The sequence below is a fragment of the Embleya australiensis genome (assembly GCF_051903075.1).
Taxonomy (GTDB): domain Bacteria; phylum Actinomycetota; class Actinomycetes; order Streptomycetales; family Streptomycetaceae; genus Embleya.
Genome location: NZ_CP182425.1, coordinates 78,520 through 92,866, shown reverse-complemented (window position 1 = coordinate 92,866; position 14,347 = coordinate 78,520). Strand labels below are relative to the sequence as shown.

Below are 14,347 nucleotides of genomic sequence, written 5' to 3'. Positions count from 1 at the left end.
CTTGCGTGGGAACTTCGTCGGCGCCGAGTTCGTACGCTCGCGCGGCATCCGGCTCACCCCCACTCGCGTGGGGACTTCAGCACCTCGGCGGCGACCTCTTCGGCACGCCCCGGCTCACCCCCACTCGCGTGGGGACTTCGATGCGCCCGTGCTCGTGCGGATCGGGCCGGACGGCTCACCCCCACTCGCGTGGGGACTTCAAGGAGAGTGCCCGGTGACCGCCTACGACGTTCGGCTCACCCCCACTCGCGTGGGGACTTCTCGACGTGGTGGATCCCGCCGCCGATCGGGTCCGGCTCACCCCCACTCGCGTGGGGACTTCGACGCCGACACGGCGAAGGACACCGTGGCGCACGGCTCACCCCCACTCGCGTGGGGACTTCCGCATCGCGCAAGGGGGCCAGCTCGCAGTGGACGGCTCACCCCCACTCGCGTGGGGACTTCTTCGCGTACGACGCTCACGCTGTCAAGGCAGCCGGCTCACCCCCACTCGCGTGGGGACTTCATCACCGCCGCGACGCTCCACGCTGAGGTGAGCGGCTCACCCCCACTCGCGTGGGGACTTCGCCGGTGGTCTGGTTGAACCCGTTGAAGTCGAACGGCTCACCCCCACTCGCGTGGGGACTTCTCCTCCAGGAAACCCCCAGAACGAAGGCGGAACGGCTCACCCCCACTCGCGTGGGGACTTCCTGGCGTGATGTCGAGGGCCGAGAGCACGGGCCGGCTCACCCCCACTCGCGTGGGGACTTCGCGGTCACCGAGCCGACCGGCTCGATCGGCCGCGGCTCACCCCCACTCGCGTGGGGACTTCCCTCGCTGACCTGCAGGTTCTCAAGCGCTTTGCCGACTCGTGATCCGAACGGGCCCATTGCGGCAAGATTCTTGCCTGTTTCCGGCACTTGGCTTGTCGACCACCCACGAATCGGAACTGTTGTACGGTTTATCCCGTTCGTGGCGTGGGTGAAGCAGGCGCACCAGGTGGCTTCGAGGCGTATCGACTCCAGAAGGTATCGCCGCCACCCCTGCACCTGAGCGACTTGGGTTGAGTTCATCCGCGGTCACGAAGACAAGAATACGAATCCCGCCCCTCGCCCATTCACGGCCGAGCGGACGAGCGACACGCGGAATGACCCACCGCGCCCGAAGCCGCATTTCATCCGGGGCACGTAAGAACGCGGCGGCCCTCATCGACCCTGAAAGGTCGTCCTGGTTGGCTGGATGATGGTTCATGAATGGTGCCGGGTTGTGGCCGTTTCTCCGGAGCGTGTTGGCGGGGCGGGAGAACATCACGAGGCGGATCATGCTTGCGGGGTGCTCGGGTTGGCTCTCTGTTCGTGTCCACGCTCGACCCGAACGCTACGCACGCCTCGCTGCGGGCTCTCAGGTCGGGAGAGACATGCTCCCTGGGCGATCTGGTCCCTGGTCCGTCGCGGCTTCACCGGAAACGTCGCCTTCACCGACACCGACCACCTGGTTCGCACGATCAGACACGGCCTCCGCCACATCCAATGACGGCCCCACCTCATCGATGGATGTCTCGCCGAAACCGGACTTGCCATCCGACCCAGGAAATGAAATTCAACCAAGCGACATCACAGCGGAAACCTCAGTAACGAGCGGGGGCTCGTGGCCGCCGCGACTCCGAAGGGGCAACTATAGTTGCCCCCATGAGGTCACCGGATCGCGAACCGACCGACCATGAACGCGAGGACCTGTCCCGGGACGTGCGGGCACTCGCCGAGACATGGGCACGACGACTCTCGATCCCGGCCGCCAGGTCGACGGGCCGCGAGCACGTCGACTTGGTGCGCGCGCTCGGCGCGCTGACGGCAGCGATCGAAAGCGAGACCGCGCGGCGCGTCACCGATGCCCGCGAGGCCGGGGTCGGCGACCGCCGCCTGGGAGCCGCGTGGGGAATCAGCAAGCAGGGCGCGGCGAAGAAGTGGCCGCGCCCGTCCGCCGTCGCACGACGGGCGACCCGGGTTGCCCCGTCGGCGCGCCCCGTCGACGTCGGGAACACGCCCGTCGACCCGCCGTCGGTCAACCCCGAGCAGGAGCCCCCGGTCGCGCTGTCCATGAGCATCGAGGGCGCGTGGGTCCGCCGCCGCGTCGACCTGACACAGACACTCGGTCCCGGACACGCGCTGGTCCACCTCCACGCGAACACCGACCGGGAATGGCGACTGCTCCGTGGGCGGGAGTCGATCGGCCGGATCACGGCGTGGGTGTCCCCGTCCGGACGCGTTACGGGCTGGACCGCCTGCGACGACCGGAGCACGCCCGTGCTCCCGCCCGGCCGCCGGCACCTATGGCGCACCCCGGAGGAAGCGGCTGCGGGCATCGTCGCGCGGAACCCGGAGCCCTCGCTCGAAGGGGCAACCCCGCTTGCCCCTTCGGGAACGGTCGCCCCCGATGAGGGTTGCTCGACGGGTCCGGCACGGGCGGACGTCGGCGCGCCTCCCCCCTCGCCTGCGTCGGCTCTCCCCGTGGCGGGGGCAACCACGGTTGCCCCCGCCACGGGTGTCGGTAGCGTCCGACCCGTCCGCCGCCGGGTGCGGCTCCACAGGTTCAGCCCGGAGGAGGTCGAACGCCTCATGCTCGTCCGCGAGCGCGATCCCGACGGTGGCACCGTGTGGCGGGCGATGCTGGACGGCCGTGCGGTAGGCCGCGTCGAGCACGCGTGGCGCGGCGCCCGCCGTGCCGGATGGCAGGCAGTGCCCGCCGACAGCCCGACCCCAGCCCAACGCGTCGGCGCCAACGCCACCACCCGGCAGGAGGCGCTGATCGACCTCGCCGAACACCTCGTACAGGTGGGACTGACCCACGAATAGGTCGCGACGGGGCCCACTCATCGCACAGCCGTTGACGAGCGACGCCCCGCCCGACTCGGTCGCCGCCGCACTGGAGGCCGGCCGCGTCGGCGAGCACCTGCGGCATGTCGCCGCCTACATCGCCGGCCTCGCCGACGACAGGGCCAAGGGCCCCGATTGGTTCGCCCGCGCCTCGACGGCCGAGCAACTGGCCGTCGAGGCCCGACGGTTGGAGTACACCGCAGCCCGAACGCGATCGATTGGATCCACTGACAGTCCGGATCCGCGCAACTCCTGCCGCGCCTGATCGCCAGCCGTACCCGTGGCCCGCTGTTCCTCACCACCCGCAAAGTCCCCCGCCCCCACCCCCACATTGGACACCTGCCTGGTCACCGGACACGCGGCTGCGGCGCTCCGCCGAGGTTTGGCGCCATGGGCAACCGCGTATCCGAAAGCGAGTGCCCCGACGCCCGCACCGCCTACCTCCTCCAACCCACGACAGACGCGCCTTCGGCAAGGACCGGGCCGGCCGTCCCCGGGGAGCCTTGGGGCCGGGGGCCTGTGCGGGCTTGATGGACAGTCAACTCGCACCCCTGACACGGCCATACGGTGTCGGCAAGCAGATCGGTATACGAGGTATACGGGGGCCGGCCACTTGCCCCACAGTGCGGGGGGATTCCGTCGGCCCGCACGCGGTTCTACGGTGGTCGAGTACCGCACCGTCACAGACCGTGTCGATGCCTGCCCGGGGAGTGTGCCCGCGCAACGGTGCCGACCGCTGCGAAGGAGCCGAATATGGGCGATCACTCCAGCCCTATCGAGAAGGACGGGAACCAGCCCGGTCGGCCGATACCGCCGCCGATCTTGCCCGACAAGCCACCGAACCCCGGAACTCCGAAAAAGGACAAGTGAGTGACGAGTGACGCAGCGGAGCGGGCCCCCGAGGGTCTGCTCCGTCTCCTGGAGCGGGTGACGGGGCCGTTGCCGGCTCCCTGGCGCGACGCGTTCGAGCACGTTCCGCGTGCCGCGTTCCTGCCGGACGTCGTCTGGGTGCACGTCGCCGACGGGTTGCCGGATCACGTGCCGTGCGACCGGGCGACAAATCCCGAGCGCTGGGCGGCGGAGGCGTGGTCCGACGCGCCGGTGGTCATCCAGGTCCGCGACGGCCGCGACCCCGGGCCCGACGAGCCGGCTTGGCCCTCGTCGTCGGTCTCGCAACCGTCCATCGTCGCGGCCACGCTTCTGACGCTCGATGTCGCGGACGGGCACCGCGTTTTGGAGATCGGCACCGGCGGCGGGTGGAACGCGGGACTGCTCGCGCATCGCCTGGGCGAAACGAACGTCGTCACGGTGGAGGTCGACCCGGAGTTGGCCGCGGCGGCACGTGCACGGCTCGACGCGCTCGGACTTCGCCCCACCGTGGTGGCCGGCGACGGTGCCGAGGGGTGGGTTGCGGGAGCGCCGTACGATCGGATCGTCAGCACGTGTTCGGTGGCTCGCGTCCCGGCCGCCTGGATCGCCCAGACGACGCCGGACGGCCTGATCGTGACCCCCTGGGCCACCGCGTGGGCCGCGTACGGGAACCTCGTCCTGACGCCACGTCGGGACGGCGGAGCGCACGGCCGGTTCGCCCACGGCGGGGCGTTCATGGCGATGCGCAGCCACCGCTCCCGCGTCCGCGACGTCGCCGCGACCGTCACCCGACCCGGAGACGCCCCGGGCACCGGCACCACCGCACTGTCGCCGTGGGACGTCGCGGGCGGCGACCGACGCGCCGAGGCGGTCATGGGCCTGATGCTGCCCGACCTGCGCACGCACTGGAACGACGAACCCACCTCCGCCGACGACTTCCGCTCCCGATTGTGGATCTGGGACGACGCGTTGACGTCCTGGGCCACGGTGGACTACGACGGCCGCCGACTCGACACCTTCCGCCTCCGCCAACACGGACCCCGGAGGCTGTGGGACGAGGTCACCGCATCCTGGTCCTGGTGGACGAACAACGGCCAGCCGGCCTTCGACCTCTTCGGCCTCGACGTCGGCCTCGACGGCACACAGACCGTGTGGTGCGGCGACCCCGACGGCCCGTCGTGGCCGGTACCACCGGACGGCTGATCCCGTGCGCGGTACCGCCCCGAACGTGGTGGGCGACGACGCGCTGCGGCCGACGATCGTCGTCCTGGTCCGGGGTGGCGCATGGTCAACCGAAGTCGAAACGTTGTCCCGTACGGGGGTCGACGCCTGCCGAGCGGAGCCGACGTGCCTCGTGGCGATTGAGGAATCGGGCCGTTCCCGCGCCCCAGAGGGGACTTCCGTAGCCCCAGAGGGGACTTCCGTAGCGGGGATCCTGCGGACCCTCTCCATGAAGGAGGCGGATCAGGAACTCGACCATGCCGCACGACTGGATCTCCCACCGTAGGAATCCGTGGTTGAAGGTGACGACCGGCCACTGGTTCGGGTCGTCGTCGACGGTGAGCCGGCACAGCAGAGTGGGAGCGTGGTCGACGCTCCAGGACAGAATCGGCGGCGGGACCCGGCCACGGAGGCCGGGCTCGTGCGCGACCGGACCACGCGGCGCACCGACTCCACACCCGTCCTGGCGGCGGTGCGCGACCTGACCCGTCTGGAACTTGTCACCGAGGCCGTCCGCGCGGTTCTGGAGGACGTGGCCCGCACCGCGTCCCACCTGCTGGAGGGACTGGTCGACGAGGAGTGGGGGCGCCGCTACGGTCGCCCGGTCCGCCTGGGCAAGAACCCCACCCGCCCCAAGACGCGGATCCTCGCCGCAGGCGAGGACGCCCGCCGGCTGCTCGAACACCTGCACCGCGGTGGCCCGGCCTACCGACCCGGCCCGCAGGCCGAAGCGCTGCGGCGGATCGTGTGCAGAACTACTAACGTGACACGGCCAGCCTCCTGCGCCGGCGCACCGCAGACGATGGCGGACGGCCGCCCTCCGCCTTGGTGATCGTCTCCCCCTACGACACGACGGCGCGCTACGCCCGTCACGGACACATCATCAGCTGGAAGGGGTTCGCCGCGCACGTCACCGAGACGTGCGCCGCCGACAGCATGAATGTGATCACGGACGTAGCCACGACGACGGCGGCCGCCAACGACGCCCGGGCGCTGCCCGGCATCCACACCAGGCTGGCGCGCCGCGAGCTGCTGCCCGCCGAGCACCTGGTCGACAGCGGCTACACCTCTCTGGTCCACCTGGAACACGCCGCCCGCCAACACCAGGTCACCGCCAGCGGGCCGATGCCGGGCAACCCCACCCGTCAGCACCGCAAGAACGAGGGCTTCGACCGGGACGACTTCCCCATCGACTTCGACAGCCGACAGGTCACCCGCTCCTGCGGCCAGGTCAGCCAGGGATGGCACGGCCCCTACCCGACCTCCTCGCCCACTGCGGCACCCGCGTGCGCGGGGAGCAGCTCCAGAAAACGTGAGACGGCATCGCGATTGCGGGACCATCCCCGCGTGCGCGGGGAGCAGTGCGGGGAACGCGCCCCTGGGCATCGCGTCAGGGGACCATCCCCGCGTGCGCAGGGAGCAGTCGGGGCCCGTGACGCACGGGTAGGGCAATCGGGACCATCCCCACGTGCGCAGGGAGCAGCCTGACCGCCCCGCCGGACCTCCTGACCCGTTGGGACCATCCCCGCGTGCGCGGGGAGCAGACAGCCGCGCGCCTGCCCGATCCGGACGGCGAGGGACCACCCCCGCGTGCGCGGGGAGCAGGGTCCGCCGACCTGGCGGTAAATCACAGCCTCGGGACCATCCCCGCGTGCGCCGGGAGCAGTTCGGCTTGACCCAGCCGTCCGGCCGCGCGGGGGACCATCCCCGCGTGCGCGGGGAGCAGAAAAGCGTGGCCATCGGCGCCGTGCTCGGAATGGGACCATCCCCGCGTGCGCGGGGAGCAGTTCAAGGCCCCGGCCTTCGACTTCTCCGGCGGGGGACCATCCCCGCGTGCGCGGGGAGCAGCAGTTCCAGTGACCCTGGGCGCGCATGCGCGAGGGACCATCCCCGCGTGCGCGGGGAGCAGGAGGAGGCCGCCGAACCCGAACGGGCCGACCCGGGACCATCCCCGCGTGCGCGGGGAGCAGCTTTCGCCATCCTCGTCGATGCGGATGTCGGGGGGACCATCCCCGCGTGCGCGGGGAGCAGATCCTCTCGTATCGGACCGACGGCTACAGGTCGGGACCATCCCCGCGTGCGCGGGGAGCAGTTCCCATCGGGAGATCCTGGAGAACTACCGGCGGGACCATCCCCGCGTGCGCGGGGAGCAGAGCGAGGGTGATGGATCGGGTGACAACGTGAGGGGACCATCCCCGCGTGCGCGGGGAGCAGGCGCCGGTAACCGTGCGGCCGTCGCCTCCGGGGGGACCATCCCCGCGTGCGCGGGGAGCAGTCGAACTCCGTTGCGTGGTACCCGCGCCGACCGGGACCATCCCCGCGTGCGCGGGGAGCAGAGATGAGGCACTGGCGCGCGTCGGCCGCTGGTGGGACCATCCCCGCGTGCGCGGGGAGCAGCGGGCGGGCGCGCTACGACCGCGGTTGCCACCGGGACCATCCCCGCGTGCGCGGGGAGCAGGTCATCAGGTACCCCAGGTTCCACGCCGGGGCGGGACCATCCCCGCGTGCGCGGGGAGCAGGTCCAGGTCCGCGACGAACACCCGATCGCGCAGGGACCATCCCCGCGTGCGCGGGGAGCAGGCTTGGCGACCTGCGGTTTTAGTTCTGGATGAAGGTGTTTCTGAGTAGTTTCATCGAGTCGGTCATCAGTGATGCTTCATTTCTTATGGGTGAATATGGCTCATAGCGGACCTGTCGTATCCCAGGCATAAGCTACTGACGGCGGTCATGATCTCGGCTCTTCGTACATCGCGATCAGCAACAAGCCGCTCAATTCCCTTACTTGTGCGGGGGAGCGGATCGGCTGGCAGCGGGTGCCGACCGCAACGCGTACCGAGGCGCCAGGCACCTTGGTACGCGGGCAGGGCCGACCTCGTGCTGCGTCATCTCGCCCCAGGCATCGAGGCGTCGTGCACTCCAGGCCCGCAGCCTGCTCTTCTCGGCCATTTCAGGAGGTGAGCGCCTGCATCTCGCCGGTGCGGATGCCAGGGATCGTGGTGGTCCGGGTGGCGGCGAGGGTGCCGGACTGGCCACCGCCTGACCAGGTGATGGTCCAGTACGTGGTGGTTGTAACGGTTCGGACGCCGGGGTGGGTGTAGGTGTGGCCGCAGTTGGGGCTCGGGTGGGCGCCTTCGGCGGCGGTGTAAGGGGTGCCCGGGGTGGTGCAGGTGACGCGGGTGCCGTCGCCCATGTCCCAGACCATGTGATCCACCGTCGCGGTGGCGGTGACCGACAGGCCCGGTACGGCGGCGGTTGCCGAGGTCGGGCCCCACGATGTCGGGGTGGCGTCGACCCAGAGCCAGGTGGGGAGTCCGACGAGGCCGGTTTTGCCGGGGCCGGGGGTGAGGTGGACGGTGGGGGCGTCGAGGACGATCTGCGCGGAGGCGCGGGCGCCGAGTTCGGCGGGGGTGGGTGGTGTGGGCGCGGTGCCCGCGCCACCTCCGCCGGGGTCGATCGTGTTCATGCACGAAGTCGCGTCCAGGACGACGGCGGCGCCGGGGCACTGGGTGTCGTCGGGGTCCCTCGGATCCACCGGCGTCGGTGCCGGACCACTGCCGGTGCCCGTCGGTACGGTCGTGCCACCACCGGACGGCTGCCCACCGGGCTTGCCGGGAGTTGAGGCTCCCAGGTTCAACTCGCTGCCGTCGCCCCCCAACTCGACCTCCACGCCGGGCGGGCGCGGCGGTGGAGTCGGGGTGGCCCACGCGGGGGTTCCGGAAGCCATCAAGAGGAGCGCTGCGGCCGCTGCGGAGCGCACGATCAGCATGTGCGGTCCCTTTCCGAGCGCATGTCGGCGATAACCCACGGGCTTCCGGGGTTTGGCTGCTGGGCGATGAACGTCTTGATGTACCGGGGAGACTGCGACGGTGCGGAGAACGGCTTCCCTGTGTCTCGATACACCGGAACCCGCTGGCTGGTGTCGATGCAGTCTTCCACCGTGACCGAGGGCGGCGCCGCGGTCAGTGACGTCATCACGACTTTCGGGGCCCTGGCACCTTGAGGTCCGCGAACAACGACGCCCTGGTTGTTCGCCTCCGTCACCACGCCCCGCAGGAGCGCGGCGGCACGGCCCGTCGCGACCTTGCCCAAAGCCTCCTCGTCGAGGGGATCGCCTCCCTCCAAGGCGGCTTGGAGGGTCCTGAAGCGGTCATAGACCTCGAGTACCTGAGTCTTCGCGCCATCTTCGGCGTTGGCCGACGGCGTGATCCGACTCGACGGCGGAACGGATTCCGGGTGTGCCTTCGGCTTCTCCTTGTCGGCTCCGGTGCACCCGGTCACCACCACTACCGCGAGCAGCGAGGCTATTGCGACTGTTGCCGTCCTCCGGCCCACACACCCTCCCCCGTCAGTCCAATCACACACCGTACAGATGAGGTGTCCCACTGCCTATGCCTGTGACTTGTTCAAGCTCACAACCTCATGCGTCGCCCCCGCGAACCTACGGTCCGGGCGGTCCGCAGGTGCCTGGTCACCAACTACAGAAGTGGAGGCGGTCCAGGGCGTCCGGCGAGGCTTGGGCGGCGGCGATTGCTGATCGGGTGTGGGCCCTTATCCCGCCGCGCGGGAAGTGGGGGCCTTGCGGCGGGCGTCGAGGAGGGAGCGTAGGAGGTGGATCGTGTCGTCTTCCATGTCGCAGCCGAGGTCGTCGAGGAGGCGGTTGAGGCGGGCGGCGTAGGCCTCCAGCTCGGCGATGTCGCCGGAGAGGTAGGCGGCGCGGAACATCAGGCGGTAGAGCATCTCGGACTCGGGGCACACCTCGAGGCCCTTGCCGAGGGCGAGTTTGGCGCCTCTGATGTCGCCGTCGCGCAGGCGGAGTTCGCCTAGGCGGGCGGCGACGTCGACGATCGAGGACGTCATGTCCTGGCGCAGGTATTCGGCCCAGATGTAGCGGCGCGGACTGGTGCCGCCGAAGGGGCGGCCGCGGACCATGGACAGGGCCGTGGTCAGGTCGGGGCCGCCGAGCGGGCCCAGGCGCATGCCCTTGCGGGCCAGTCGTTGGAAGCGGGTCCAGTCGCAGGTCACGCCCGGGGCGAAGCGGTATCCGCCGTCGCCGATCATCGGCAGGTAGGGGTCGCCGTGGGGGTCGAGGCCCAGCCAGCGGCGGAGTTTGCTCATCGCGGTGTGCCGGTTGGTCGCGGAGGCGCTGTCGGGCCAGATCGCGGTGTCGACGTCGTTGTGGCTCAGGCCCGGGTTGAGGACGAGGAAGGCGGCGAGTTCGGTGAGTCGGGCGCGCTTGCTGGCCTCGGCCGGGTCGCCCACGCCGACGATTTCGACCGGGCCGAGGACGCGGATCTCCGGTCCGGGGTGACGGGCGGTGGGGACGCCGGTCAGCGTCGATTCGCCGTCGGTGCGCGTGGATGTGGACGCGGTCGCGGGCATCGGGGACGTGGATTCGGCGGGTACGGCGGAGTCCGTCGCCGTGGGCGTGTTCGTCGCGGGCAGGATCGTGGATGACGTTGCCGCCATCGTCTCCTCCCAGGCTTGGGCCCAGGCGGCGTCTTCGTCGTCGGGTGTGGGCAGGGAGTCCAACCAGGCGGTGACGTCGGCGTGGTCGCTCGGGGTCGGCGAGGTCGCCGGGGCCGCGTCGAGCGATCCGGCGTCGTTTCCGGCTTCTGGTTCGGCAGAGCCGAGGAAGGACCTGAACGGCGCGACGGAGGGGACGGACGGCACGGATAGCGCAGCGTGCCCGGGGTCGACGTCGGTGCTCGCCTCCGGGAGGTCCGCTTCCTCGGGCGATTCGGTGTCGGTTCGGGGGTCCGCTCCGCGGGTCGGGTCCGCCTCGGGTTCCGGGGCGGGTTGCGCGGGCTCCTCCGCCGTCGTCTCGACGGCGGATTCCGTTGCCTGGTCGGCCTCGTGGGCAACGGCCTCGGCCGCGTCCGCCGGTGCCGACTCGGGCTCGGGCTCTGTAGCCCCTGCTCCGTCGGTGGTGACGCTGTCGTCGTTCGCGACGGGTGCCACCACGCCGATCGTCGGCTGGTGGGTGGGCTTCGTCGGTGGGGTCGATGCGGGGAGGCCCACCGGGATCGGGAGCACTGGTACGGCGGTCGGTGCGCCCGGTGTGGTCGTGACGTCTCGGTCGGAGACTGGTTCGATGTAGGTCGTCACGGTCACGGGACCCCGCTGGGACGCGGCGGGTGGGGTGGGGGTGACGGCCTCCCCCGGTGCGGTCGTCCCGTCCGGTGCCGGGGCGCTCGACGCCTCCTCATCCGGCTCCGTTGGGACGTGCCCCTTCGTGTCGGTCGCTGCCGTGAAGATGCCCACCAGTGCGGCGAGTTCCTCGTCCGGCAGGCGGTGGATGGTGACGTCGCCCTCGACGCCCGCCAGTGCGGTCGGGTCGGGGCCGGTGGGCAGGGTGTACCAGTGCTCGGGGGTTTCGGCGTCGTCCGCCGCCGGGGCCACGACGGTCCACGCGGTGCGGACCCCGTGTGCCTCGAGGCGGCGCAGTGCGGCGATCGCGTCGGCGTCGAGGGGCTCGCGGGACAGCACGATCTCCGGCGGCCAGGTGTCGGGTGCCGCGCCGATCGTGCGAGCCGCCCGCGCGGACGGGGTGTACTCGCGGGTCAGGACCTCCGCGCACGCGTCGTGCCAGCCGGCCAGCCGGGACAGCGCCTCGGTGAGCGACGCGGCGCGGGAAATCCGCTGTCCCGGGAGGGATTCGAGGGAGCCGAGGTCGTCGTCGAGGCCGACGGCGGTGACCGAGACGTCCTCGCCGCGCGGGCCGGTCAGCAGGGCCACGGCCAGTGTGCGCAGGATCTGCCGCCGCTGCTCCGGGGTGCCGTCGAGGACGGTGACGGGGCACGACTCCAGGTCCAGGAGGATCTCGCCCACGCCCGTACGCCCGACCGGGGTCAGGGTCGGGCAAGGGGCGGGCAAGGAGCGGGCGCGGTCTGCGCTCACCAGGGGCGCGTCGACCGGGCAGAACCAGCGGGTGGTGTCGCCGTCGACGGCGTTGAACGGGGCGATGGGCGGTTCGGCGGTACGCAGGCGCAGTTCGAGGCCGGCGACGGTGAGGTGGCCGGTGGTGAAGGCGGGCATCGGGCGGCCCGCGTCGGCGAGTTCGATGCCCACGGTGCTCAGGGCGAGGTCGAGGAACTCGGCGCCTTCGGGGCGTTCGGCCGCGCGCAGGCGCTGTTCGTACTCGGCCGGCCCGGAGGCGGGCACGGTGATGCGGTGGTGGGCCCGGCGCTGCCGCTGCTGGAGGCGGCGGCGCACGCCGACGGCGGCGATCAGTCCGGCGCCGGCGAGCGCGCCGACACCGATGCCGATCGGGAGCAGCGCCGACTCGTCGTCGCCGTCTTGGCCGTCCTCGTCGACGGTGGTCGGGGTGCCGGGTGCGGCGGGTGCGGCCGGGGCCGTCGGTGCCGCGGGGGTGTCGGCGGTGGGCGGGCGGGTCGCGGGTGCCTCGGCGGGCGGCGGTGCAGGTGCCTGGGCCGTGTCGTCGGGAGCGGGCGGCCGTCCGGCCGGATCCTGCGCGGGCGGCGCGGACGCCTGGGCGGGCGGGGGCTGTTCGGCGGTGGGCGGCTGACCTGTCGGTATCTGACCCGTCGGTGCCTGGCTCGTCGGCGCCTGCGCGGGTGGAGCCTGCCCGGTGGGTACCTGATCGGTCGACGTCCGACCGGGCGGTGTCTGCCCGGCGGGCGCCCCACCCCCCGCGTCCTGCCCCGCCGGTGCCCCACCCGGCGCCGTCGCCGTGTCCGGTACCGCCGGGGCGGTCGGCTTGTCGGCCGTCGCGCCGCCGTCACTCGCCGGGGGCGCCGGCGGCACCGTGGGCGGAGCGTCCGGCGTCGGCGCGACCCGCGTGTCCGGGGCGGCGGCAGGCACCACCAGCACCCAGCCGGTCTCGATGACGTCCGGATCGGACAGGCTGCCTCCGTCGGCCTGGGCCCGTCCCTTGTTCGCCTCGAACAGCGGCGTCCAGTCGGCGTCGCCGAGTTCGCGGTGGGCGATGTCGGAGAGGGTGTCCCCGGCGCGCACGGTGACGGTCCGGGGCGCGTCCTCGGCGGGCGCCCGTGCGGGAGCGACGGGGTCGGCGGTCGTCCCGGTAGGGGCGGGCGGCGCGGTGGTCCGAGCCCCGGCCGGCATCCGCAGTACCCAGCCCACGTCGATGTCGTCGGCGGCGCGGAAGGTGTGGCCGTCGGTCATCACCCGGCCGTCGTTGAGGGAGGCGATCTCCTGCCAGCGGGCGCCGTCGCCCAGGGTGCGTTCGGCGATGTCCCAGAGCGTGTCCCCGCGTTGCACAGTGTACGTCGGCCCGTCCACCGACACCGCCCCGCCACGTGCGACGACCGGCGCGGCCGGCGCGCCCGAGTCGACCCCCGCCGGCGCGGACACCGCCGCCACCGGGGCGGCGTGGGAGGCCAGCGCGGGTCCGGCGGACACGGTCAGCGCCAGCCCGCCCAGCAGGAACGCGGCCAAGCGCTGGCTCCACCGAAATCCCCGAACCGCCCGGCGGGTTCGCCCGCGCAGCGCGGCCGGGATCTCCCACAGCAGCGCCCCGGCCACGATCACCCATGCCAGCCAGCCCACCGCGAGTACGACGACGTAGGCGACACCGGCGTCGGCGGGGCGTTCCAGGAGCGCGTCGAAGGTGAGGTCGTCGCGGTCGGGGAAGCGGGAGGAGAGCGTGCGTGTGGCCAGGTACAGGACGGTGGGCATCGCGGCCAGGACCGCGACCAGCGCCAGCAGGCTCGCGAGTGCCCGCAGCGGTGCGGCGGGGCTGCGGCGCCGTTGGTCGGGGGTGGGACGGCGGGTGGCGGTCATGGTGTGTTGCCCTCCGGTGCGAGAACGCCGTGGACGAGGGTGACCCGGGCGGTGGCGGAGACGGCTCCGTCGGTGAGCATCCCGCTGAAGACGGGGTGGAACGGGACGGTGACGGTGACGGTCAGCGTGACGCGGTCCGCGCCGACCGAGACGGTGCCGCTCGCGCCCGCGCGGGCCAGGTAGGCGCGGGCGGTGGCGGCCGGTACGGCGGGGTCCGGGACCATGTGGATCGCGCCGTCCTGGATCGCGGCGGCGGGGTCGATGGATTGCGCGGCGGCGCGGGCGGCCTCGGCCGCGAGGCCGTCGGCGCGTTGCGCCGCGCGCAGTCGCCCGCCGCCGTCCACGACCAGCGCGATCAGCAGGAGGGCGGCGATCGCGACGCCCGCGAACAGCAGGCTCACGCTGCCCTCGTCGCGCGGGCGGCATGACCGTCGCGCCCCGGAAAGCCGTCCCGAGCCGCGACCTCCGGTCCGCGCCGAGTCGCGACCGTGCCCCGGTCCCCCGACGTGTTCCGGGACTTCGACGCTTTCCGGGACCTCGGCGTCTCCGGGTACTTCGGACCGCTCCCGCGCCTCGACCCTCCCGCGGACACCCACCCACGACACCCGAACGACCCCGCCTCCGTCGGCCTTCCGGCCGAGGTC

The 14,347-nt window shown here is 72.2% G+C and carries 9 protein-coding genes, 1 pseudogene and 2 CRISPR repeat arrays (1 of these 12 cut by a window edge); of the genes and pseudogenes, 5 read left to right on the top strand and 5 right to left on the bottom strand.

Translation table 11 applies throughout. The features are described from left to right. Positions 1-811: a CRISPR direct-repeat array (repeat unit 29 nt; unit sequence CGGCTCACCCCCACTCGCGTGGGGACTTC) (it extends 13 nt beyond the left edge of the window). Between the two features lie 599 nt (positions 812-1,410). From ACMXN5_RS50540 to ACMXN5_RS50520, 5 genes and pseudogenes are all read left to right on the top strand, one after another. Then, a pseudogene (locus ACMXN5_RS50540) lies at positions 1,411-1,512 on the top strand (transposase); the annotation flags it as partial. A 155-nt stretch (positions 1,513-1,667) separates the two neighbouring features. Next, positions 1,668-2,831: a hypothetical protein gene (locus ACMXN5_RS50535; protein WP_439681873.1), complete on the top strand. Its 1,164-nt coding sequence runs from the start codon at positions 1,668-1,670 to the stop codon at positions 2,829-2,831. Positions 2,832-2,862: 31 nt separating this feature from the next. Further along, positions 2,863-3,117: a hypothetical protein gene (locus ACMXN5_RS50530; RefSeq protein ID WP_439681872.1), complete on the top strand. Its 255-nt coding sequence runs from the start codon at positions 2,863-2,865 to the stop codon at positions 3,115-3,117. 605 nt (positions 3,118-3,722) lie between these two features. After that, positions 3,723-4,925, top strand: a complete 1,203-nt coding sequence (locus ACMXN5_RS50525) for a methyltransferase domain-containing protein (RefSeq protein WP_439681871.1) — start codon at positions 3,723-3,725, stop codon at positions 4,923-4,925. A 382-nt stretch (positions 4,926-5,307) separates the two neighbouring features. Then, entirely contained in the window at positions 5,308-5,775 is a 468-nt protein-coding gene (locus ACMXN5_RS50520) for a hypothetical protein (protein WP_439681870.1), read from the top strand. Between the two features lie 37 nt (positions 5,776-5,812). Here the strand turns inward: ACMXN5_RS50520 and ACMXN5_RS50515 are convergent, their stop codons facing one another. From ACMXN5_RS50515 to ACMXN5_RS50495, 5 genes are all read right to left on the bottom strand, one after another. Continuing rightward, positions 5,813-5,947, bottom strand: coding sequence for a hypothetical protein (locus tag ACMXN5_RS50515; RefSeq protein WP_439681869.1), 135 nt, complete (start codon positions 5,945-5,947; stop codon positions 5,813-5,815). A gap of 329 nt (positions 5,948-6,276) precedes the next feature. After that, positions 6,277-7,523: a CRISPR direct-repeat array (repeat unit 29 nt; unit sequence GGGACCATCCCCGCGTGCGCGGGGAGCAG). A gap of 367 nt (positions 7,524-7,890) precedes the next feature. Further along, a complete protein-coding gene (locus tag ACMXN5_RS50510; protein WP_439681868.1) occupies positions 7,891-8,709 on the bottom strand; it encodes an ATP/GTP-binding protein in 819 nt (272 codons plus the stop codon). Continuing rightward, positions 8,703-9,275: a hypothetical protein gene (locus tag ACMXN5_RS50505; RefSeq protein ID WP_439681867.1), complete on the bottom strand. Its 573-nt coding sequence runs from the start codon at positions 9,273-9,275 to the stop codon at positions 8,703-8,705. Before ACMXN5_RS50505 ends, ACMXN5_RS50510 begins: the two co-directional genes overlap by 7 nt. Before the next feature lie 216 nt (positions 9,276-9,491). Further along, the gene (locus ACMXN5_RS50500; RefSeq protein WP_439681866.1) at positions 9,492-13,703 is read right to left on the bottom strand and encodes a LysM peptidoglycan-binding domain-containing protein; all 4,212 of its coding nucleotides are present in this window, start codon (positions 13,701-13,703) and stop codon (positions 9,492-9,494) included. Next, the gene (locus tag ACMXN5_RS50495; protein ID WP_439681865.1) at positions 13,700-14,104 is read right to left on the bottom strand and encodes a hypothetical protein; all 405 of its coding nucleotides are present in this window, start codon (positions 14,102-14,104) and stop codon (positions 13,700-13,702) included. Before ACMXN5_RS50495 ends, ACMXN5_RS50500 begins: the two co-directional genes overlap by 4 nt. Positions 14,105-14,347 lie beyond the last annotated feature (243 nt).